General features: G+C 50.7%; 20 protein-coding genes. 10 read left to right on the forward strand and 10 right to left on the reverse strand.

The features are described 5' to 3' along the window. Positions 1-36 precede the first annotated feature (36 nt). Positions 37-909: a S1 family peptidase gene (locus AC5SV9_RS10520; RefSeq protein ID WP_475152280.1), complete on the forward strand. Its 873-nt coding sequence runs from the start codon at positions 37-39 to the stop codon at positions 907-909. 16 nt (positions 910-925) lie between these two features. Here the strand turns inward: AC5SV9_RS10520 and tusA are convergent, their stop codons facing one another. The 3 genes from tusA to fadB all read right to left on the reverse strand — a co-directional run bounded on the left by tusA (position 926) and on the right by fadB (position 4,791). Next, positions 926-1,171 carry a sulfurtransferase TusA gene (gene tusA, locus AC5SV9_RS10525; RefSeq protein ID WP_475152281.1) on the reverse strand — a complete coding sequence of 82 codons (246 nt, stop codon included), beginning with the start codon at positions 1,169-1,171 and terminating at the stop codon, positions 926-928. Between the two features lie 286 nt (positions 1,172-1,457). Beyond that, positions 1,458-2,624 carry an acetyl-CoA C-acyltransferase FadA gene (gene fadA / locus AC5SV9_RS10530; RefSeq protein ID WP_475152282.1) on the reverse strand — a complete coding sequence of 389 codons (1,167 nt, stop codon included), beginning with the start codon at positions 2,622-2,624 and terminating at the stop codon, positions 1,458-1,460. A gap of 13 nt (positions 2,625-2,637) precedes the next feature. Further along, complete coding sequence (gene fadB / locus AC5SV9_RS10535) at positions 2,638-4,791, reverse strand: fatty acid oxidation complex subunit alpha FadB (RefSeq protein ID WP_475152284.1); 2,154 nt, start codon at positions 4,789-4,791, stop codon at positions 2,638-2,640. 190 nt (positions 4,792-4,981) lie between these two features. Between fadB and AC5SV9_RS10540 the strand changes: the two genes are divergently transcribed. From AC5SV9_RS10540 to AC5SV9_RS10550, 3 genes are read left to right on the forward strand one after another with little or no spacing between them, the layout of a single operon-like run. Beyond that, complete coding sequence (locus tag AC5SV9_RS10540) at positions 4,982-6,895, forward strand: transglycosylase SLT domain-containing protein (protein WP_475152287.1); 1,914 nt, start codon at positions 4,982-4,984, stop codon at positions 6,893-6,895. Positions 6,896-6,940: 45 nt separating this feature from the next. Then, entirely contained in the window at positions 6,941-8,266 is a 1,326-nt protein-coding gene (pepQ, locus tag AC5SV9_RS10545; RefSeq protein WP_475152289.1) for a Xaa-Pro dipeptidase, read from the forward strand. Positions 8,267-8,288: 22 nt separating this feature from the next. Next, positions 8,289-9,740, forward strand: a complete 1,452-nt coding sequence (locus tag AC5SV9_RS10550) for a TrkH family potassium uptake protein (protein WP_134053496.1) — start codon at positions 8,289-8,291, stop codon at positions 9,738-9,740. Positions 9,741-9,764: 24 nt separating this feature from the next. Here the strand turns inward: AC5SV9_RS10550 and trkA are convergent, their stop codons facing one another. From trkA to def, 4 genes are read right to left on the reverse strand one after another with little or no spacing between them, the layout of a single operon-like run. After that, entirely contained in the window at positions 9,765-11,141 is a 1,377-nt protein-coding gene (gene trkA / locus AC5SV9_RS10555; RefSeq protein WP_475152291.1) for a Trk system potassium transporter TrkA, read from the reverse strand. 36 nt (positions 11,142-11,177) lie between these two features. After that, complete coding sequence (gene rsmB, locus AC5SV9_RS10560) at positions 11,178-12,482, reverse strand: 16S rRNA (cytosine(967)-C(5))-methyltransferase RsmB (protein WP_475152294.1); 1,305 nt, start codon at positions 12,480-12,482, stop codon at positions 11,178-11,180. Continuing rightward, positions 12,479-13,435 carry a methionyl-tRNA formyltransferase gene (gene fmt / locus AC5SV9_RS10565; RefSeq protein ID WP_475152296.1) on the reverse strand — a complete coding sequence of 319 codons (957 nt, stop codon included), beginning with the start codon at positions 13,433-13,435 and terminating at the stop codon, positions 12,479-12,481. The genes rsmB and fmt overlap by 4 nt, the downstream gene beginning before the upstream one ends. Positions 13,436-13,447: 12 nt before the next feature. Then, entirely contained in the window at positions 13,448-13,963 is a 516-nt protein-coding gene (def, locus tag AC5SV9_RS10570) for a peptide deformylase (RefSeq protein ID WP_475152297.1), read from the reverse strand. Positions 13,964-14,086: 123 nt separating this feature from the next. On the opposite strand from def, the gene AC5SV9_RS10575 reads away from it, so the two are divergent. The 4 genes from AC5SV9_RS10575 to AC5SV9_RS10590 are packed head-to-tail and all read left to right on the forward strand — an operon-like array spanning position 14,087 to position 17,345. Beyond that, on the forward strand, positions 14,087-15,196 hold the full coding sequence (locus tag AC5SV9_RS10575) for a LysM peptidoglycan-binding domain-containing protein (protein WP_475152300.1): 1,110 nt from the start codon (positions 14,087-14,089) through the stop codon (positions 15,194-15,196). 24 nt (positions 15,197-15,220) lie between these two features. Beyond that, a complete protein-coding gene (gene dprA, locus AC5SV9_RS10580; RefSeq protein ID WP_475152302.1) occupies positions 15,221-16,312 on the forward strand; it encodes a DNA-processing protein DprA in 1,092 nt (363 codons plus the stop codon). Between the two features lie 2 nt (positions 16,313-16,314). After that, positions 16,315-16,788, forward strand: coding sequence for a DUF494 family protein (locus tag AC5SV9_RS10585; RefSeq protein ID WP_226766018.1), 474 nt, complete (start codon positions 16,315-16,317; stop codon positions 16,786-16,788). 14 nt (positions 16,789-16,802) lie between these two features. After that, on the forward strand, positions 16,803-17,345 hold the full coding sequence (locus AC5SV9_RS10590) for a DNA topoisomerase family protein (RefSeq protein WP_475152305.1): 543 nt from the start codon (positions 16,803-16,805) through the stop codon (positions 17,343-17,345). Positions 17,346-17,360: 15 nt separating this feature from the next. Here AC5SV9_RS10590 and AC5SV9_RS10595 read toward each other — a convergent pair whose 3' ends face one another. Together AC5SV9_RS10595 and purE are read right to left on the reverse strand one after the other, a co-directional pair. Continuing rightward, a complete protein-coding gene (locus AC5SV9_RS10595; protein ID WP_475152306.1) occupies positions 17,361-18,494 on the reverse strand; it encodes a 5-(carboxyamino)imidazole ribonucleotide synthase in 1,134 nt (377 codons plus the stop codon). After that, the gene (purE, locus tag AC5SV9_RS10600; RefSeq protein WP_475152309.1) at positions 18,491-18,982 is read right to left on the reverse strand and encodes a 5-(carboxyamino)imidazole ribonucleotide mutase; all 492 of its coding nucleotides are present in this window, start codon (positions 18,980-18,982) and stop codon (positions 18,491-18,493) included. Before purE ends, AC5SV9_RS10595 begins: the two co-directional genes overlap by 4 nt. Before the next feature lie 119 nt (positions 18,983-19,101). Between purE and tsaC the strand changes: the two genes are divergently transcribed. Together tsaC and hemF are read left to right on the forward strand one after the other, a co-directional pair. Further along, positions 19,102-19,656: an L-threonylcarbamoyladenylate synthase type 1 TsaC gene (gene tsaC, locus AC5SV9_RS10605; RefSeq protein WP_475152310.1), complete on the forward strand. Its 555-nt coding sequence runs from the start codon at positions 19,102-19,104 to the stop codon at positions 19,654-19,656. Position 19,657: 1 nt separating this feature from the next. Next, the gene (hemF, locus tag AC5SV9_RS10610; protein ID WP_475152314.1) at positions 19,658-20,590 is read left to right on the forward strand and encodes an oxygen-dependent coproporphyrinogen oxidase; all 933 of its coding nucleotides are present in this window, start codon (positions 19,658-19,660) and stop codon (positions 20,588-20,590) included. Here the strand turns inward: hemF and AC5SV9_RS10615 are convergent. Next, the gene (locus AC5SV9_RS10615) at positions 20,587-21,009 is read right to left on the reverse strand and encodes a group II truncated hemoglobin (protein ID WP_475152315.1); all 423 of its coding nucleotides are present in this window, start codon (positions 21,007-21,009) and stop codon (positions 20,587-20,589) included. The two genes, hemF and AC5SV9_RS10615, sit on opposite strands and share 4 nt — an antisense overlap. Between the last annotated feature and the right edge of the window lie 22 nt (positions 21,010-21,031).

A 21,031-nucleotide genomic window follows, 5' to 3' on the forward strand; every position in this document is an offset into this window, starting at 1 on the left:
TCTGGTATTAAACAAAGGGCAGGTAAGGATGCATAAATGCGCAACAATACCCGGTTAAAGTCAATAAGCTTTGGTGTGCTGATATCTACCGGCATGCTGACCGTTCCGGTTTCAGCAATTGTGACTCGCCATGACAAGCCGGCAGAGCAGTATCTTGCTTCTAAAACAGATTTTCCGCCGTTGGCGACGTTTTACAATATCGGCGTGCACGGCACTTTGATAGCGCCTGAATGGGTGTTAACTGCTGCGCATACCGTGTTTTGCCTGAGTCCGGGTCAGATAATTGCTGTCGGCGATGAGTCGGTTGAGGTAAAAGCGCGTTACAGTTACCCGTCTTATAAGTTAGGCGAGCAGAATGATTTAGCCCTGATCCAGTTGGCAAGACCGGTGCTAAGTGTAGAGCCCGCCAAACTCTACCGGCGACAGGATGAACGTGATCAGGAGCTGTGGTTTATAGGCAGCGGTGGCACAGGAACAGGCTTAACCGGTGAAACTATCGGTTACAAAGAAAACAATGGGGTGTTGCGTAAGGCCCAGAACAAAGTTGTGGCTGTTACACAATCTGATTTGAGGTTTGTATTTGAATCAGGTGAAAAAGGGCTTGAGCTGGAAGGCGTATCTGGCAATGGCGATAGCGGTGGCCCGGCCTATCTGAAAAAAGAGGATGGTTATTACCTGCTTGGCGTAAGTTCCAGGGTAGACTCATGGTTTAAAGATGTTGGCGAGTACGGCGTTAAGGAGCTGTACACCAGGGTGTCGAGTCATGCCAATTGGATCGATAAAGTCATGTCTGCTGATGATGCCGAAAGAGCCAAACTCGGCTCATCCGATGGATTTCTGCAACCTGGCATGACGGCAGAAAATTTGCCGGCTATTTGTGCATCAATCAGTTTGAAACCACAGTCTTGACGGGCCGAAGTTGCTGTTAGACTGATTTTTTCACGACATACCGATACGGCAATTCGGCCGTATCACTACCCACTAACTCATGCTCCATAAACCGGCAAAAGGCCGGAATATCTCGGGTGGTGGCCGGGTCGTCGGCAATAATCAGCAGGGTTTCGCCGACCTGCATTTTACGCATTTGCAGCCGTACCATCATTACCGGCTCGGGGCAGCGCAGGCCTAAAGCGTCCAGTGTTTGATCTGCGCTGTTAAAAATATCTTCCATTTATACTCCGGTAAAACTCTAACTTAACCAGTAAGGCCGCATCGGCACAATTCCCGCTGTACTCGCCACAGCGGGGCTTCAGGCAATCCTGCCTTTCAGCCGTGCGGCCCGGCTTTGCCGTACGCTGGCGTTCCAGACGCCAGCTTATGCCGCATTCGCTGCGCTCGTGGGTCTGTGGCTGCGCCAGCAGGACTTGCGCCTTATTTATTGCACCAATAAAAAGGGCCGAAAACGGCCCTTATTTTATGCGATTGTGTTACTTGCTACCAGCTTACGGCCGCTCAAACTATGGGCGTTCGAATACTGTAGCAATACCCTGGCCTAAACCGATACACATGGTCGCCAGGCCAAACTTGCCGCCTTTATCTTCCATCACGTTAATCAGCGTAGTGGCGATACGTGAACCCGAGCAGCCAAGTGGGTGGCCCAGGGCAATAGCACCGCCGTTCAGGTTTACTTTCTGATCGGCCACTTCCAGTAAGCCTAAGTCTTTCATTACCGGCAGCGCCTGAGCTGCGAACGCTTCGTTTAGCTCGGCGTAGTCGATATCGGCAATAGTAATACCCGCGGCTTTTAATGCTTTTTTCGATGCCGGTACCGGGCCGTAACCCATGATAGACGGGTCACAACCTGCTACACCCATACCTCGCACATAGGCGCGGATAGGTAAGCCCAGTTCTTTCGCTTTGTCTTCGCTCATCACCAGCATGCCTGAAGCGCCATCAGACAGGGCAGATGAAGTACCTGCAGTTACGGTGCCGTTGGCCGGGTCGAATACCGGGCGTAGCTGGCCCAGCGCTTCTACTGTGGTTTCCGGGCGGATAACTTCGTCGTAATCCATCAGCTTTAACACGCCGTCAGCGTCATGGCCTTCGGTTGGGATAATTTCGTTTTTAAAACGGCCTTGCACACTGGCTTCCTGCGCCAGGCGGTGTGAACGGGCGCCGAATTCATCCTGCTGTTGGCGGCTGATGCCGTGCATTTTGCCCAGCAGCTCGGCGGTTAAGCCCATCATACCGGCAGCTTTAGCAACTGACGTAGATAAACCCGGGTGAAAGTCGACACCGTGGCTCATTGGCACATGGCCCATGTGTTCCACACCACCGATTAAATACACCTCACCCATGCCGGTTTGAATAGCACGTACCGCGTCGTGCAGTGCCTGCATTGACGAGCCGCATAAGCGGTTTACTGTTACTGCTGGCACTGAATGCGGAATGCCGGCTAACAGCGCTGCATTACGTGCGATGTTAAAGCCTTGTTCCAGTGTTTGCTGCACACAACCCCAGATAATGTCGTCGATATCACTTGGGTTTAATGCCGGGTTGCGCTCAACCAGTGATGCCATGACATGGGCAGATAACTGTTCAGCGCGGATGTTACGGTACATGCCGCCTTTAGAGCGCCCCATAGGGGTGCGGATACAATCTACGATAACTGCGTTTTTCATCATTCAGCTCCTGCGCTTAAACCGGGAAGAAACGCTGGCCAGCTGCGGCCATAGCGCGGGTTTTATCTGTTACCTGGTAAATTTCGCCTAAATGGGCGTACTTATCAGCCAGGGCGACAAAGTTAGCCAGGCCGATGGTATCGGCATAACGTAACGGGCCGCCACGGAACGGAGGGAAGCCTAAACCATAAACCAGGCCCATATCCGCTTCGGCAGCGCTTTCGACAATACCTTCTTCCAGACAGCGGATGGTTTCGTTGATCATCGGCACCATCACGCGGGCGATAATGTCATCGGCACTGAACTCCTGCTTATCAGCCGCAATACCGGCTAACAGGTTAACAGCGGCAGGGTCGACATCTTTTTTCGGTTTACCCTTGGCATCTTTGCTGTAGGCATAGAAGCCCACGCCATTTTTCTGGCCGTAGCGCTCGGCTTTGTACATAGCAGCCACAGGGTCGTTATCCAGTTTTGCCATGCGGCTGGGGAAACCGGCTGCCATCACATCAGTACAGTGATAGGCCGTGTCTAAACCGACCACGTCCAGTAAGTAAGCCGGGCCCATTGGCCAGCCAAACTGCTTTTCCATGACTTTATCAATTTGGGCGAAGTCGGCACCGTCTAATACCAGTTTGCTAAAGCCAGCGAAGTAGGGGAACAGCACCCGGTTAACAAAAAAGCCCGGGCAGTCGTTGACCACGATAGGCGATTTGCCCATTTTGGCAGCATAAGCCACTACTGCGGCAACCGTCTCATCGCTGGTGTCTTTACCACGGATAACCTCTACCAATGGCATACGGTGAACCGGGTTAAAGAAGTGCATACCACAGAAGTTCTGCGGCCGGCTTAAGTTAGCCGCCAGTGAATCAATCGAAATGGTCGACGTGTTAGAGGTTAAAATCGCATCGTCTGCAATTAAGCCTTCCACTTCTTTTAACACAGCGCCTTTCACTTTCGGGCTTTCGACTACCGCTTCAACGACGATATCAACGCCTTTAACGGTTTCGTTACTCAGTGTTGGGGTAATAGAGGCAATGACTTTTGCCATGCCGATAGCATCAAGCTTTTTGCGCTCGACCTGCTTACCCAGTAACTTGGTCGCTTCGCCCATACCCAGTTGCAAGGCTTTGTCGGCGATATCCTTCATGACTACCGGTACGCCTTTTAGCGCAGACTGGTAGGCAATACCGCCTCCCATAATACCGGCGCCCAGTACGGCGGCTTTATTGACAGCTTTCGTGGCCGTTTTAGCGGCTTTTTTCGCTTTACCTTTAATCAGCTGATCATTTAAGAACAGGCCAATTTGTGCTGTCGCGGCATCGGTTTTGGCCAGTTTGGCAAAGCCGGCATTTTCCAGTGCCATAGCGCCCGTGCGATCTAAACCGGCAGCGGCTTCGATGGTTGATACTGCGACCATTGGTGCCGGGTAATGTTTACCGGCAGTGGCGAATACCATACCTTTTGCAGTAGAGAAGCTCATTGTCGCTTCGGTTTTGTTCAGTTTTAGCGGTGCTAACTTAACTGCGCGTTTTTTACGCCAGTTCAATTTTCCGGCAATGGCATCTTCCAATACGCTAAGGGCTGCGGCTTCAAGCTTTTCTGGCGCCACTACAGCATCAATTAAACCAAACTTTTGTGCTTGTTCGGCGCTGTGGTCTTTACCGGTGGTGATCCACTCCATTGCATTGTCTGCGCCGATAATACGCGGCAGGCGCACTGTGCCGCCAAAGCCTGGCATTAGGCCCAGTTTAACTTCTGGTAAACCTATTTTTGTGGTGGTATCGGCAACGCGGTAATCGGCAGTAAGTGACCACTCACATCCGCCACCCAATGCGAAACCTTTAAGGGCGACGACAGTAGGTACCGGTAAGTCTTCGGCCAGATCAAAGATATCTGATGCCTGTTTTATCCAGGGAATAAGTTCGTTTTCCGGGCGCTGAAAGGTGCTTAAAAATTCAGTAATGTCGGCGCCGACAATAAAGGTGTCTTTTTCACTACAAAAAATAACGCCTTGCAAGGCCTTGTCGGCGTGCAGTTGCTCTAAAGCTGTCTTACAATCAGACAGTGTCTGCTGATCAAACTTGTTGACTGAGCCCTTGGCATTAAAAGCAAAACGGGCGATACCAGGTTTCAGGTAAGCAACACTGATGTTGTCACTCTGGTAAATCATAACGGTGCTCCTTGGTCGCGTATGTTAGGGTTGTTCGCAACTGGTACGATGAGGTTGTCGCAGTCAGTGTGTCGCGGATCAGTAAAAAATTCAACCGTTATTTAAACGCGTGTTTGAATTGGCCGCGGTAATCAGCAGTAACTATAGGTGGTATTTCTTTCAGTTTAGAATTTTTGTCGGGGTTATCGTCGTGAAACGTATTGTTTTTATGCTGGCTAACCTGCTGTTGGCGCCGCTGTCCGCGGCGTCGGTGTCTTCTGAGGCAGCGTTACGTAATGAATTTCTGCAGGCCGAGCGTCAGATTGGCAGTTTAAAGTACGAACAGGCACAAAAGGTGCTGAAAAAATTTGCCGGCTATCCGCTGCAGCCGTATCTGGAACAGCGGCGCTTACAACAGTTTCTGACAGCTGATGAGCGTATTAGCGATTTTTTACAACAAAATACCGGCACGCCAATGGATTGGCCGCTGCGTAAACCCTGGTTACTGGATTTAGCCCGTCGTGGGAAAAGCCAGTTATATCTGGCCAACTACAATGGCTCTACGGATGCAGAGTTGGAGTGCCTGGCACTGCGGTTTAAACTGGCAGAGAAAAACGCTGATGCAGCGTCACTTTGGCCAGACGTCAGTCGCTTATGGGTGGTGGGTAAGTCGCAGCCTAAAGCCTGTGACCCCTTATTCAGTCTCTGGCGCAAAGCCGGTCAGCAGACACCAGAGCTGGTATGGCAACGGCTGATACTGGCAGCAGAGGGGGGTGATGCCAGCCTCATCCCCTATTTAAAAAACCAGCTGCCGGCTGCTCAGCAGTATCTGGCCGATATGTATCAGCAAACCCGGCGCAATCCGGCGGTTATTGCCAACAGCAAGTTCTTTGCGCTGAAAACAGTGCAGGAGCGTGATATCGCAGCCTATGGCATGAAGCGGCTGATCTGGCGCCATCCGGATCAGGCACTGCGGGTATGGCAGAAGTTTGTCAATGACCCCTATTTTAGTGCCGGGCAACGGCTGGATGTGCAGCGGCAGTTCGCTATAGCGCTTGCTAGTAAAGGGGATGAGCGGGCGGCGCAGTGGTTTGATGATTTGCCGCCCGAGCTGATTGACAGTACGCTGGCACACTGGCAGGTAAGCCATGCGCTGGCGCAGCTGGATTGGCCTGAAGTAGAAAAGGTGATTACGGCATTGCCGGCCGATATTGCCAAAGATGCCAGCTGGCAATACTGGCTGGCGCGGGCGTATCAGCAACAGGGGCAGGAAGAAAAAGCCAAGCCGATTTTTCAGCAACTGGCACTGCAACGGCATTTTTATGGTTTTATGGCCGCTGCAAGGTTAGGTTTACCGCCCAGTCTGGCGCATGCACCTGTGACCGTATCGGAGCAGGAACTGGCAGGCTTGCAACAACATCCCGCCGTACGCCGGGCGCAGGAATGGTTGGCGCTTGGCCGGTTAACAGAGGCCCGCCGTGAATGGAATTACCTGCAGGACAGCTCGGATGAACAACAAAAGCTGGTGTCTGCCAAACTGGCGTATCAACTGCGCTGGTATGAGCGCGCCATTTTTTCACTGGCCGATGTCGGCTACTGGGACGATGTAGAACTGCGCTTTCCGCTGGCATTTCAGGATGAAATCAGTCAGTCAGCTGCCAAGGCTGAGATTGAATCGGGTTGGGCGATGGCGATAGCCAGGCGGGAAAGCTCGTTTATGGCTGATGCTGCATCACCCGTGGGTGCGCGTGGCTTAATGCAGCTAATGCCTGCTACCGCACGGCAGATTGCGAAAAAACCGGTGCAATTGTCGCAGCTGAATAACCCGGCACTGAATATCGATTATGGTACCGATTATTTAAATTACCTGATGAAACGCAATGACGGTAATTTATTAATGGCAACCGCAGCCTACAATGCCGGTTACAGCCGGGTAAAACAGTGGGTGCCAAAAGATTATGCCATGCCGGCTGATGTTTGGGTTGAGACCATTCCTTACCGTGAAACACGTGACTATGTGAAAGCAGTAATGGCGTATTATCAGATCTATAATATCCGGCTGAATACCCCGACAGACGTATTTAAACCACTGACGACAATGCAGATTGGGGTCGTGGTGGATTAATGTTATGATGCCCCGCATATTTTTCAGCCAACAGGTCAGACACTTATGACAGCTTCTTATCAGAGCCTGTACCAGGCCCATATTACCGAGTTACAACTGCGCACCCGCCGTTTATTAGAGCGGGAAAATCTGGATGCACTGGTTATTCATTCCGGCCAGACCCAGCGTAAGTTTCTTGATGATATGGATTACCCGTTTAAAGCCAACCCGCTGTTTAAGGCCTGGCTACCGGTAATTGATAACCCACATTGCTGGCTGATTGTAGACGGCGTAAACAAGCCAAAACTGATTTTCTACCGGCCAAAAGACTTCTGGCACAAAGTACCGGATGAGCCGCATGAATATTGGGCTGAGCATTTTGATATCCAGTTGCTCGACAAAGCCAATAAGGTGGAAACGCTGCTGCCTTACGACAAAGGCCGCATGGCATATTTAGGCGAGTACCTGGAAGTTGCCCGTGCATTAGGTTTCAGTGAAATTAACCCCGAGCCGGTACTGAATTTCATTCACTTTTACCGGGCATATAAAACGCCATATGAACAGGCTTGCCTGCGTATCGCTAACCAAATGGCAGTGGCAGGGCATAACGCTGCTAAAGCGGCATTTTATGCCGGTGGCAGCGAGTTTGATATTCAGTTGGCGTATCTTGCCGCGGTGCGTCAAACCGAGAACGAAGTGCCCTATGGCAATATTATCGCGCTGAATCAGAATGCCGCTATTTTGCACTACACTGCACTGGAACGCACTGCGCCAGCCAAGCGCCATTCGTTTCTTATTGATGCCGGTGCTGAGTTTAATGGCTATGCGGCGGATATCACCCGTACCTACAGTTACGATACTCAGGACGAGTTTGCCAGCCTGATCACGGCTGTAAATGACGTGACGCTGGAGCTGGCTGCGGCACTAAAGCCGGGCCTGAAATACGGCGAGCTGCATGTGAAATGTCATCAGCGTATTGCAGAGATTCTGCAACGGTTTGATTTCGTCCGTATGTCAGCAGATGCGATTGTCGAAACAGAGATCAGCCGTACGTTCTTCCCGCATGGTTTAGGCCATCATCTGGGATTACAGGTACATGATGTTGGCGGCTTTATGGCTGATGAGCGCGGCACCCATGTGGCAGCACCGGAAAGCCACCCTTACCTGCGCTGTACCCGTACGATAGAGGCAAATATGGTGTTTACCATTGAGCCTGGTCTGTATTTTATCGACAGCCTGTTGGCCGATTTGGCAACCACTGAGCACGATAGCGCCATTAACTGGCAGAAAATTGATGCATTCCGCCAATATGGTGGTATTCGTATTGAAGATAACATCATCGTGCATCAGGACCGCAACGAAAATATGACCCGTGAACTTAAGCTGGCTTAACACCTAAGGACGCCAACAGGGTATGCAATACCGCTCGATAATCCGGATCCTGGGGCTGCTGATTGCGATTTTCAGCATTAGCATGGTGCCGCCGGCATTTGTAGCTTATTGGTATAAGGATGGTGCCGGCGTACCCTTTATTCTGTCTTTTGTGCTGTGCGTGGTTATCGGCTTTCTGATCTGGTATCCAAACCGGCAATATAAAGAAGAGCTGAAAGTTCGGGACGGCTTTTTAATTGTCGTTTTGTTCTGGATAGTACTGGGGGCGGTAGGGGCTATTCCGTTTATGCTGGCCAGCAATCCGCACCTGAATCTTGCCAGTGCGATGTTTGAAGCCTTTTCCGGCCTGACAACGACCGGGGCTACGGTGCTGACGGGCATTGAGTTTCTGCCAAAAGCCATTCTGTATTACCGCCAGCAGCTGCAATGGCTTGGCGGTATGGGGATCATCGTACTGGCCGTTGCCATTTTGCCGATGCTGGGTGTAGGGGGCATGCAGCTGTACCGTGCCGAAACACCGGGCCCGGTAAAAGATAACAAGATGACTCCGCGCATAGCCGATACAGCAAAGCATCTGTGGTATATCTATCTGGCATTAACACTGTCCTGCGCTTTGTCATTTTATCTGGCAGGCATGGACTGGTTCGATGCGATATGCCATGCGTTTTCTACTGTAGCTATAGGTGGTTTTTCTACATACGATGCAAGTATTGGTCATTTTCAAAGCCCGCTGATCAACGCTATCTGTATCTTGTTTTTGTTATTAGGCGCGGTGAATTTTCCACTGCATTTTGCTGCTATCCGTGGCAAAAGTGTCAGCACCTATTTTCGCGACCCTGAATTTAAAGCGTTTCTACTGATACAGGCCGCGCTGGTGCTGATTTGTTTTGCCGTATTGCTGTATACCAATGTCTACAGCAGTAGCGCCGAAGCCCTGAACCATGCTGCATTTCAGGCGGTATCGATATCGACCACCGCAGGGTTTGCTACCGACGGTTTTGCCGCCTGGCCCTTGTTTTTACCGATATTGCTGATTTTTTCCAGCTTTATTGGTGGTTGCGCCGGCTCTACCGGCGGAGGGTTAAAAGTAGTGCGGGTGTTACTGCTGTTTTTACAGGGGATCCGTGAGCTGAACCGGCTTATTCACCCCCGGGCGGTGTACGCCATTAAACTGGGCCGACGGCCAGTGGCAGATCGCATTGTTGAAGCCGTATGGGGCTTTTTCGCAGCTTATGCGCTGGTGTTTGTCGTCATTATGCTGTTACTGCTGATGACCGGCTTGGATAATATTACCGCCTTTACCGCCACGGCCGCCTGTTTAAATAACTTAGGCCCCGGCCTTGGTGAAGTGGCAGCGAATTTCGGCGCTATCCCGGATAGCAGCAAATGGCTGCTGATTGTTGCCATGGTGTTTGGCCGGCTTGAGGTGTTCACGCTGCTGGTGCTGTTCACCCCAGCTTTCTGGAAAGACTGACGCCGGCGGGGCCGGCATCAAGTGTCAGATAAAGATTGCACTGACCTGGAATAGTTTTTCTACTTCAACGATATGCTTCTTATCCACCATAAACAGGATAACGTGATCGTCTGTTTCAATTACCGTACTGTCGTGGGCAATTAATACTTCATCGCCGCGCACTATAGCGCCGATAGTGGTACCCGGTGGTAACTTGATTGCACCAATTTGTTTTCCCACGACTTTACTGGTGCTGCTGTCACCGTGGGCAATAGCTTCGATGGCTTCAGCTGCCCCGCGGCGTAGCGAGTACACATTCACGATATCACCGCGGCGGATATGCGTCAGCAACGCCGAGATAGTTGCCTGTTGCGGCGACACAGCGATGTCGACTTCGCCGCCCTGCAGCAAATCAACGTAGGCACCGCGCTTAATCAGCACCATGGTTTTCTGCGCGCCCATGCGCTTGGCCAGCATGGCCGACATAATATTGGCTTCATCGTCGTTGGTAACCGCAATAAACACATCGACCTGCTCAATGTTTTCTTCCTCTAGCAGCTCAGGGTCTGATGCATCACCAACATACACCACGGTATTATCCAGCGAGCTGGACAAAAATTCGGCGCGTTCTTTACCGCGCTCTATCAGTTTTACACTGTGGGTTTTTTCCAGCGCCCGGGCCAAGCCAAAGCCGACATTGCCGCCGCCGGCAATCATAATGCGACGGTAGCTGCGCTCAAGCTTTTGCAGTTCACTCATTACCGCACGGATATGTTTCGTTGCGGCGACAAAAAACACTTCGTCATCGGCTTCAATAATAGTGGTGCCAAGTGGCTTTATCGCATGACCGCGACGGTATATAGCAGCTACCCGGGTTTCGATATTCGGCATATGCTCTTTCAGCGCAGATAATGCGTGGCCAACCAATAGACCACCATAGTAGGCTTTGACTGCAACCAGGCTGACTTTGCCACCAGCAAATTCTACCACCTGCAAAGCGCCCGGATAGTCAATCAGCCGGCGGATATAGTTGGTAACCAAAGCCTCTGGGGCAATGAAGTGGTCAACCGGCATATCGTCTTTATGAAACAGCTGGTCTCGATACTTCAGATACTGGTTGGTGCGGATGCGGGCAATTTTAAGCGGAGTACTGAAAATACTGTATGCCACCTGACAAGCGACAATATTTACTTCGTCGCTGTTGGTTACCGCGACGATCATATCAGCGTCTTCTGCACCGGCTTTTTTTAAAATATCCGGGTGTGAGCTGTGGCCATGCACCACCTGTAAGTCAAATCTGTCCTGCAAGGCCCGGAGCTTGTCGATATTAATATCTACTACTGTGATATCGTTTTGCTCACCCACCAGGTTTTCTGCCAGCGTGGCACCAACCTGACCTGCGCCTAAGATAATAATCTTCATGCTTGCTCACTATCTCGCTATTAAGGCTGATAAATGTCAGCGTACCTGTTTAACCAGCCGGGCATAGAAAAAACCGTCCACATCGCGCTCGCCAGGTAGTATTTGCCAGCCGTAGTTCGCGTTGTCTGGCTGATGCGGCAGCGCGACTAAACTGGCATCACTGTTTTGCTGTAAGAACTGTTCAATCTGCATGCTGTTTTCCTGCGGTAGCACACTGCAGGTTGCATACAGCAGGCTACCACCCGGCGCCAGCAGGGCCCAGCACTGCTGCAGTATACGCTGTTGCAGTTCGGCAAGAGCTGGAATATCTGCCTTCTTGCGCAGCCAGCGGATATCCGGATGGCGGCGTATTACGCCGGTGGCTGAGCAAGGGACGTCCAGCAGAATCCGGTCAAACAGCTGGCCTTGCCACCAGGTGGCCGGTTCGCTGGCGTCGGCGGCAATCACCTTGGCAGTAAGGCCAAGCCTTGCCAGATTGTCATGCACCCGTACCAGACGTCTGGCGTCTTTGTCCAGTGCCGTTACGCTGGCATCAGGCGCAAGTTCAAGCAAATGGCAGGTTTTACCGCCCGGCGCGCAACAGGCATCGAGTATTTGTTGGCCGTTTTGCACATCGAGCAAGGTTGCAGCATATTGGGCTGCCGCATCCTGCACTGAAAACCAGCCATCGCTGTACCCGGGCAGGGTGGTGACATCCTGCGCTTGCGCTAATTTAATTGCAGCTGGCAGGTCCGCCAGTGGCCGGCTGTATTCGATACCGGCACGGGTTAAGGCTGCGGCATAATCGATGGCACTAACTTTGCTGACATTGACCCTGAGCCATAGCGGGGCCTTATGCTGGTTAGCTTCGAGTATCGCCTGCCACTGCCCGGGATATGCCTGTTGCAAGGCGGTGATTAGCCAGCCCGGGTGACTATATTTAACTGCGGTCGGTGCGGCATCGAAATTAAACAGGTCTTGCTGGCGCTGCACATTGCGCAGCACGCCATTAATCAATTTGGTTAACGACTGGCCTTTTAACTCGCGCGCCGCTTCTACTGTTTCACTTATCGCGGCATGATCCGGAATTCGCATAAACTTCAGCTGATAAATACCGACATACAACAAAAACTGCAAAGGTCGTAGTTGCTTTACCAGCGGTTTAGCCATCAGTTGGCTGCATACAGCCTCCAACTGAGGCAGATAGCGCATAACACCAAAACAGATTTCCTGCAGCAGCGCTTTATCCAGCGGGTTGTCAAGTAAAGCCTGAGCCTTAGGCAACACGTCGGACAGCGACATCCCCTGATCAACCACATCAAAACAGCTACGGGCAGCAAGGGCCCTTACACTTAGGTTCATTCAGGCTGACCGATAATGCTGCCTACGCTGAACCAGTCGGCGCGGCCATTCAGAAAGTCTGGCGCCGCCATTGGCTTTTTACCCGGTGGCTGCAATTGACTGATAATCAGCTCACCTTCGGCGCAGGCGATACGAATGCCATGTTTATCTGCTCCGGTTACTGTGCCAACTGGCGACGTGGTGGTGCTGTTTTGTGTGCGGGCCTGCCACACTTTAACGGTACCCTGTGGCAGGCTGATATAGCTTACCGGCCAGGGGTTGAAAGCTCTTATTTCACGTTCCAGTGCAACAGCACTTTTCGCAAAATTGAGCTCGGCTTCGTCTTTGTGCAGTTTTTCCGCGTAGCTGGCTAAATCATCATTCTGAGCCTGCGCCTGTTGTTGCAACCGGGGCAGCTCTGCCAGTGCCTGCAGTAGGGCACCCGGGCCAAGCTGTGCCAGTTTTTCATACAACGATGCGCTAGTATCTGTATTGCTTATTTCACAGCTGACTTTGCTCAGCATGGCACCGGTATCCAAGCCGGCATCCATTTGCATAATGGTAATACCGGTTTGCGTATCGCCAGCCCAAATGGCCCGCTGAATTGGCGCTGCACCGCGCCATTTGGGCAATAAAGAACCATGCACGTTAATGCAGCCCAGCTTAGGTGTATCCAATACAGCCTGAGGCAGAATAAGCCCGTAGGCGACAACAATCATTAAATCTGCATTTAAAGCAGCAAGTTCGGCTTGTGCAGCGGCTTTTTTCAATGATTTAGGCTGGTACACGCTGACATTATGCTGCATTGCCAGCTGTTTTACCGCACTGGGTTGCAATTGCTGGCCGCGGCCAGCCGGGCGGTCGGGTTGGGTATATACAGCAACAACATCATGTTCAGAATTTAACAGTGCTTGCAGGTGGCGCGCCGCGAAATCGGGCGTGCCTGCAAAAATAATACGTAAAGGAGTGGTCACAGTCGTTCCTGCTTACAGCGCGTGGCGCTGCGCCATTTTGGCTTCTTTTTCCAGCTTTTTCCTGATGCGATCCCGCTTTAGCGGAGACAGGTAATCGATAAACAGTTTACCGAGTAAATGATCGAGTTCGTGTTGCAGACAAATAGCCAGCAAGCCGTCAGCGTGCAGTTCAAACCAGTTTCCGTCCCGGTCTTGCGCTTTTACGGTTACTTCAGCTGCCCGCTCAACTTTGGCGTAGTTCTGTGGCACAGACAAACAGCCTTCTTCATAGCTGGTTTCACCACTACGGGCGGTAATTTCCGGGTTAATAAACACCATGGGTTCATTACGCTCTTCAGAAATATCGATCACCACAACGCGCTGGTGCACATCGATCTGAGTTGCTGCCAGCCCAATGCCGTTCTCGTCATACATAGTGTCGAGCATATCAGTCACTAACTGCTGAATCTCGGGTGTAATATTGTCTACCGGTTTTGCTACTGTACGTAGCCGTTCATCCGGGAAATGTAAAACTTGTAAAACTGCCATAACACCTACAAAAATATGCTTTGTTTCAAAGGTTGTGGTATGTTTTAATTTTAGCCATTAATCCGCTGTATTAACAGCTTAGTGTGCAATAATTACAACAAGATCGAGCTCAAGGATGCAGGCATGCTGAAAAAAATTGCAATGATTGTCACTCTGATTGTATTGAGTGGCTGTTTTAACGTGTTTGCGGACGTACTAAAGATCCGTGACGATGCTCCTGCAAACTATGTGGTGAAAAAAGGCGACACGCTGTGGGATATTTCTGCACTGTACCTGAACGAACCCTGGTTGTGGCCTCAGTTATGGCAGATGAACCCGCAGATTGATAACCCGCATCTGATTTATCCCGGTGATACGCTAACGTTAACTTACGATGCTCAGGGCAGGCCACGGCTGATAGTAAATGACAATGTAAAACGTTTATCTCCCGGTATTCGTAAAACGATGAAAGGCGGAGATGCTGTCAGTACGTTGCCGCTGAGTATGATCCGTCATTATCTTACGTTCGAACAATCACTTGATGATGAACAGATCAACGCATTACCTTATATTCTGGGTTCGAATGCCAATGTTAAGAACTCCGTCGGTGACCATACCATTTATGCCAAGGGCGTACTGGAAAGTGGTGCATCATATGGCGTGTATCGTAAAGGCAAGCCCTATATTGATTTAGAAACCGGCGATCTGCTTGGTTACGAAACTACGTTAATTGCAACTGCGCGCGCTTTCAGAAGTGGTCGCGAAGCGACAGAGGATACACCCGCAGAGGCATCGTCTTTGAATGTGCTTAGTGTTAAGCGCGAGATCAAACAAGGCGACCGGGTGATGCCTGCGCTGGAAGGGCAAGCGTTACCCGCTTTCTTTGTGATGCAAAAGCCGGAGTTTGATGTTACTGGTACTATTATCGATACCACCTCTAACCTGCGTGAGTTCTCTAAATGGGATATCGTGGTATTGAACCGTGGCACGCTGAGTGAACTGAAGGCCGGACATATGTTGGGTATTTACCGTAACTCTCCTACAGTGATCGATGGCAAAAACGGTCCGGTATATATTGAGGATGCAAACAAGCTTCAAAAGATGTTTAAGAATTTTGGTGAAGATACTATTACGCTGCCACGGGAGAAAGTGGGGGAGTTGATGGTATTTAAAGTATCCGAGCGCACCAGCTTCGCTATCGTGACCAAAACCCAACGGCCTATCCGTGTTGGTGACATGATCGCCAACCTGTAACAAATCTCAGGGAGCCGGTTTGTCATGGATGAACTCCATAACTGGCTCGCTTTAGCCTCTGTGCATGGCCTGGATGGCCTGAAGTACCAGCGACTTCGCGAGCACATCTCACTTGCTGAGCTGGTTCAACTACCAGCAAGCACGTTACGTAATATTGGTTTTACCGAGCGCCAGGCATATTTGCTGGCGCATGAAGCTATACCTAAAGCAGAAGCTGCGTTGCGCTGGTTAGATGCAGCACAAAACCATCATGTTATAACTTATGCCGATGCACGCTATCCGTCGCTATTGAAACAAACGAAACAGCCTCCATTATTACTATTTGTAAAAGGTGATCCGCAGCTGTTGTCGCAACAGCAACTGGCAATGGTTGGAAGCCGGCAGCCAACCCCAACCGGGCGCAAAGTGGCTTATAATTTTGCGGCTGAGCTGACGCAGCAGGGCTACCTGGTTACCAGTGGTATGGCCCGTGGCATTGATAGCGAGAGCCACAAAGGTGCACTAAATGCAGGTGGTCTGACAATAGCTGTACTGGGCCATGGTTTAGAGCAGGTGTATCCTTCGTCTAACAAGATATTGGCACAGACCATCGCTGAACAAGGCGCCTTGGTATCGGAGTATTTTCCGGATGTGCAAGCCAGAGCCGAGTTTTTTCCACAGCGTAACCGCATAGTAGTCGGATTAAGTATCGGTACTATAGTGGTTGAGGCGGCGCTGAAAAGCGGTACTTTGATCAGTGCTAACCTGGCAGCTGAGTACAGCCGGGATGTGTTTGCTGTGCCGGGCTCGGTATACAGCCCACAGTCTGCGGGCTGCCATGCGTTAATTCAGCAAGGCGCTAAACTGGTCACCGGTGTGGCCGATATAGTAGAAGAATGGAGCTTTTTCAGTCAAAGTTGTCTAAAAAGTAGCAATGAGCAAGAAAAAAGTACTGAAACGGACTTGTTTGCCTGTCAGTTGTTGGCTAACGTAGGAGATGAAGTTACCGCAGTTGATCTGATTGCAGAGCGCGCCGGTTTGGTGATAGCTGATGCAACAATAGCGCTGCTGCAGCTGGAGTTGGCTGGAGAAGTAGCAGCAGTTCCCGGTGGCTACATAAGAGTGAGGAGTGCCTGAGTATGTTTGATATCCTCGTTTACCTGTTCGAAAATTATATCCACAACGAATCTGACATTTACGTTAATCATGCTGATCTGACCAAAGAGCTAAGCCGGGCGGGTTTTCATGACGACGATATCTTTAAAGCGCTAAAATGGCTCGACAATCTGTCTGCGCTGCAGGAAAGTCACGTCAAGCCTTACTTATCAAAAGGAGCGTCCAACGCAACTCGTATTTACAGTGCGCCTGAACTGGCAAAACTGGAAGTGGAGTGTCAGGGCTTCCTGCTGTTTCTGGAGCAGATCAATGTACTTGATGCTGTTACCCGTGAAATGGTGATTGATAGAGTGATGGATTTAGATGGTAACAGTATCAGTCTGGAGGATTTGAAGTGGGTGGTGCTGATGGTGTTGTTCAATGTACCCGGCCATGAATCTGCCTATGCTCAGATGGAAGACTTAATTTTTGATGAACCCGAAGGGCCGCTGCATTAAGCGGCCTTTAACTTATGACTGACGACTCTGCGCTATTCTCGCTGCCGCAACAGCAGCAATTATGTCCATTATGTCAACAACCTTTGGCAATGAAATCCGGTAAAAACGGCCCTTTCCTGGGTTGCAGTGCTTACCCGGCATGCCACTATATCAAGGCGCTGCATCAGCATGAAACTGCTATTGTGAAAGTGCTGGATTCTGAGGCCTGTCCAGAATGCAGTGCACCTTTAGCGGTAAAAAATGGCCGCTATGGTATGTTTATCGGCTGCACAAACTATCCGCAATGCTATTTTATTGTGCATGAGCAGGATGATAAACCGTCAGCTGAGCGCCTGGCCTGCCCTAAATGTAAGGATGGCCATTTAACCGAACGGGTAAACAAGTTTGGCAAGCACTTCTGGGGGTGTGATAACTATCCAAAGTGTAAGTTTTTACTGAATGACAAACCTGTCGCCGGGCAGTGCTCAGATTGTGGTTTTGGTTTGCTGATAGAAAAAAAGGGCCAGCTGTTTTGTGCGGACAAGCGCTGTGCTGCAAAACAACCGGCGCCACAATAGCGCCGGTTTAAATTTTTAACTCAGCCTGGCTGCCATTTTTGCCAGTTCAGGAAACGCAGTTTCCGGTAGCAACCTTATTAATTTTTCAAACCGGGCTTTTAGCTCTGATGTCGTAGCGCCGGACAAATTAATGTGGCCCATCTTTCTGCCTGCACGTTTTGTTTTACCGTACCAATGCAGATGTAAGCCCGGTATTGCAAGGATGGCTTCTGGCACGCTGTCTTCGCCGAGTATATTTACCATCAGGCTTGGCCGCACTAATGCTGTGCTAGCCAATGGCAAACCGCAAACCGCCCGCAGATGCTGTTCAAACTGACAAACATCGGCACCTTGCTGTGTCCAGTGGCCGGAGTTATGTACCCGCGGTGCTATTTCGTTAACCAACAGTTCGCCGTTAACGTCAAAAAACTCGATCGCTAATACACCAACGTAATTGAGCTGCTCAGCCACTGCGGTAAACATTTGTTCAGCTTGTTGTTGCAATTGCTTATTACCGTCAACAGCCAGTGATACGCTGAGCACGCCGTTAACGTGGTGGTTTTCGGTCAGAGGGAAAACCTTTATATCACCGTTGGCTTGACGGGCACCAATCAATGAGACTTCGCGCTGAAACGGAATAAACTGCTCGGCGACGATGCTTTGGCTGGTATCGGCTGCGAGAAAAGCTTGTAGCTGCTGCCAAAGTTCCGAGGTATCTTCGGCACGCTTTAAGCGCCACTGTCCTTTACCATCATAACCAGCTAATGCACTTTTAAACACTAAGGGTAACCCTAGTTTGCTGACTGCCAGATGAAAATCTGCTTCGTTATTAACGATATGGTAGGCGGTTGAACGTACACCAGCGTCATCCAGCAGCTGCTTTTCTAATCTGCGGTCTCCGCCTGCTTTTATCGCAGTTTCGCCGGGCAAAAATTTACCACTTTGCTGGCACTGCGCCAATATTGGCAGGGGAATATGCTCAAATTCCGCTGTAATAACGTCGGCGTCGGCGATAGCCTTATCCAAACCTTTACCTAAGGGCTGCTGTGTTAACGGGTGCACTATATTGTCACTGTTAACATCATAGGCACTGATGGTGATGTTCAGCGGTGCTCCGGCCAGCGACATCATGCGGGCCAGTTGACCAGCACCCAGCACTAATACCTTCATAACTGTACCTGCGATGGATCTGGTTGGCTTAATACAGTGTCAGTTTGAGCCTGACGAAACGCATCAATTTTTGCCATCAGTTCTGGGTTGTAGGTCGCCAGAATTTGTGCCGCTAATAAACCGGCATTGGCTGCACCGGCATCGCCGATGGCTAAGGTGCCCACGGCAACGCCTTTTGGCATCTGAACAATGGATAATAGTGAGTCCAGGCCTTTTAGTGCTTTGGACTGCACAGGTACACCTAACACTGGCAAGCTGGTAAAAGCTGCCGCCATACCTGGTAAGTGCGCAGCGCCACCGGCGCCGGCGATAATGACTTTTAAACCACGGCTGGCTGCGTTGCTGGCGTAATCTGCCAGTAACTGCGGTGTGCGGTGTGCGGAAACAACTTTGGTTTCATAGGTAATACCGAATTTATCCAGCATATCAGCGGCGTTTTTCATAGTAGGCCAGTCTGAGGTGGAGCCCATGATGATACCAACTTGCATTGTTGTTTCCTTCTGAACGTGATGAACTAAAAGCGTGAAGGCGCTATTATAGCCAGTTGCGCAAGCGAAGAACATTTTAACTGTGAATTTCCGTTCGGATACAGGAGTAACTGTAATAAATGACGGCGTTGGAATCTGTAATTCAGGCCCTGAATAATGGCGGTGTAATCGCCTACCCGACAGAGGCTGTATTTGGTTTGGGCTGTAATCCTGATAATGAAGCGGCTGTAATGGCGTTACTGGCGATAAAGCAACGCCCGGTGGAAAAAGGCCTGATCCTGATTGCTGCCGATTATTCGCAGCTTTTACCCTATGTGAACGATACCGCTATACCACAGGAAAAGCGCGACGAAATTTTTGCAACCTGGCCAGGCCACGTCAGTTGGGTGCTGCCGGCCAGCACGACGGCCCCTCAATGGATTACCGGTCAGTTCGATTCCATCGCCGTTCGGGTCAGTGCCCATCCGGTTGTGCGGCAGCTTTGCCGGGCTTACGGTAAACCGCTGGTGTCAACCAGCGCAAATTTATCTGGCCAGCCGTCGATAACTGATCCGGTTGAGCTGGAGCAAAGTTTAGGTTCGCTGTTATCGGCTATTATGCCGGGCGCTTTGGGCGGCGCAACACAGCCGAGCCAAATCCGCAATGCGTTAACCGGCGATATTGTAAGGAGTTAAGGTGACACAGACACAACCGCATGAGCATTTAACGGCAGTACAACAGTTTCTGCAGCAGTTGCAGGACAGCATTTGCAGCAGCCTTGAGTCGGCTGATGGCAAAGCAAAGTTTGTCGAAGACGCCTGGCAGCGCGAAGAAGGCGGTGGAGGTAAAAGCCGGGTATTGACCGGTGGTGCCGTATTTGAACAAGCTGGGGTTAACTATTCGCACGTGTTTGGCGCTAACATGCCGGCCTCGGCAACTGCGCACCGGCCGGAGTTGGCTGGACGTAGTTTCAATGCCTGCGGTGTGTCTTTGGTTATCCATCCGAATAATCCTTATTTACCGACCACGCATGCCAATGTGCGGTTTTTTATCGCGGAAAAGGCAGGTGAGCAACCGGTGTGGTGGTTCGGCGGCGGTTTTGACTTAACGCCGTATTACCCGTTTGAAGAGGACGTGGTGCATTGGCACCAGACCGCCAAAGATGCCGTCGACCCTTTTGGTGAGCAGTATTACCCCGCTTATAAAAAATGGTGTGATGAATACTTCTATCTAAAACACCGTGGTGAAACCCGTGGTGTGGGGGGCTTGTTCTTCGATGACTTAAACCAGCCGGGTTTTGATACAAGCTTTGCATTAATGCGAGCGGTGGGCGAGGCCTTTGTTCCGGCCTATCTGCCGATTGTGGAAAAACGCAAAGCCACAGCATATGGCGAACGTGAACGGCAGTTCCAGTTATACCGTCGCGGTCGTTACGTTGAGTTTAATCTGGTGTATGACAGGGGAACCTTGTTCGGCTTGCAAAGTGGTGGCCGTACTGAGTCAATCTTAATGTCGATGCCACCGCTGGTGCGCTGGCAATACGGGTACCAACCAGAAGCAGGTAGTGCTGAAGCTGAGTTGTACCAGCGCTATTTAAAACCGCAGGATTGGTTAAAACTGCAGCCTTAACAGTTGATCATATGGCTCGCCAGTTGACCTATCGACTGGCGAATACCTTCGCGCAGCATTTCGTTTTCAACCACTTCATCCAGCGCCTGGTTCATACAGAACATCCATTGATCGCGCAGTTTTTCGTTCACGGTAAAGGGCAGATGGCGTGCTCGCAGCCGAGGATGGCCATATTTTTGCTCAAACAACCCTGGCCCACCCAGCCAGCCTGATAGAAATTCAAAAAACTTTTGTCGGATAGTATCAAGAGGTAATGGATGAATGGCATATAGCTCAGCGGCCTCTGGCGCGGTTGCCATTATGTCATAAAACCTGTTCGCCAAGCGACGCACTGCATCTTCGCCCCCCATAATCTGGTAAGGGGTTTGTTCCGGAGTCGGGTGTGCCTTGCTATTTGAAGTGGTTTTATTAACAATCATCTGCACTAACTTCTTAATGGGC

The organism is Rheinheimera sp. ATLC3, assembly GCF_059429535.1.

Coding starts and splice junctions, on each gene's coding strand:
- AC5SV9_RS10520 (WP_475152280.1), top strand. CDS start 37: ATGCGCAACAATACCCGGTTAAAGTCAATAAGCTTTGGTGTGCTGATA.
- tusA (WP_475152281.1), bottom strand. CDS start 1,171: ATGGAAGATATTTTTAACAGCGCAGATCAAACACTGGACGCTTTAGGC.
- fadA (WP_475152282.1), bottom strand. CDS start 2,624: ATGATGAAAAACGCAGTTATCGTAGATTGTATCCGCACCCCTATGGGG.
- fadB (WP_475152284.1), bottom strand. CDS start 4,791: ATGATTTACCAGAGTGACAACATCAGTGTTGCTTACCTGAAACCTGGT.
- pepQ (WP_475152289.1), top strand. CDS start 6,941: ATGACAGCTTCTTATCAGAGCCTGTACCAGGCCCATATTACCGAGTTA.
- AC5SV9_RS10550 (WP_134053496.1), top strand. CDS start 8,289: ATGCAATACCGCTCGATAATCCGGATCCTGGGGCTGCTGATTGCGATT.
- trkA (WP_475152291.1), bottom strand. CDS start 11,141: ATGAAGATTATTATCTTAGGCGCAGGTCAGGTTGGTGCCACGCTGGCA.
- rsmB (WP_475152294.1), bottom strand. CDS start 12,482: ATGAACCTAAGTGTAAGGGCCCTTGCTGCCCGTAGCTGTTTTGATGTG.
- def (WP_475152297.1), bottom strand. CDS start 13,963: ATGGCAGTTTTACAAGTTTTACATTTCCCGGATGAACGGCTACGTACA.
- AC5SV9_RS10575 (WP_475152300.1), top strand. CDS start 14,087: ATGCTGAAAAAAATTGCAATGATTGTCACTCTGATTGTATTGAGTGGC.
- dprA (WP_475152302.1), top strand. CDS start 15,221: ATGGATGAACTCCATAACTGGCTCGCTTTAGCCTCTGTGCATGGCCTG.
- AC5SV9_RS10585 (WP_226766018.1), top strand. CDS start 16,315: ATGTTTGATATCCTCGTTTACCTGTTCGAAAATTATATCCACAACGAA.
- AC5SV9_RS10590 (WP_475152305.1), top strand. CDS start 16,803: ATGACTGACGACTCTGCGCTATTCTCGCTGCCGCAACAGCAGCAATTA.
- AC5SV9_RS10595 (WP_475152306.1), bottom strand. CDS start 18,494: ATGAAGGTATTAGTGCTGGGTGCTGGTCAACTGGCCCGCATGATGTCG.
- purE (WP_475152309.1), bottom strand. CDS start 18,982: ATGCAAGTTGGTATCATCATGGGCTCCACCTCAGACTGGCCTACTATG.
- tsaC (WP_475152310.1), top strand. CDS start 19,102: ATGACGGCGTTGGAATCTGTAATTCAGGCCCTGAATAATGGCGGTGTA.
- AC5SV9_RS10615 (WP_475152315.1), bottom strand. CDS start 21,009: ATGATTGTTAATAAAACCACTTCAAATAGCAAGGCACACCCGACTCCG.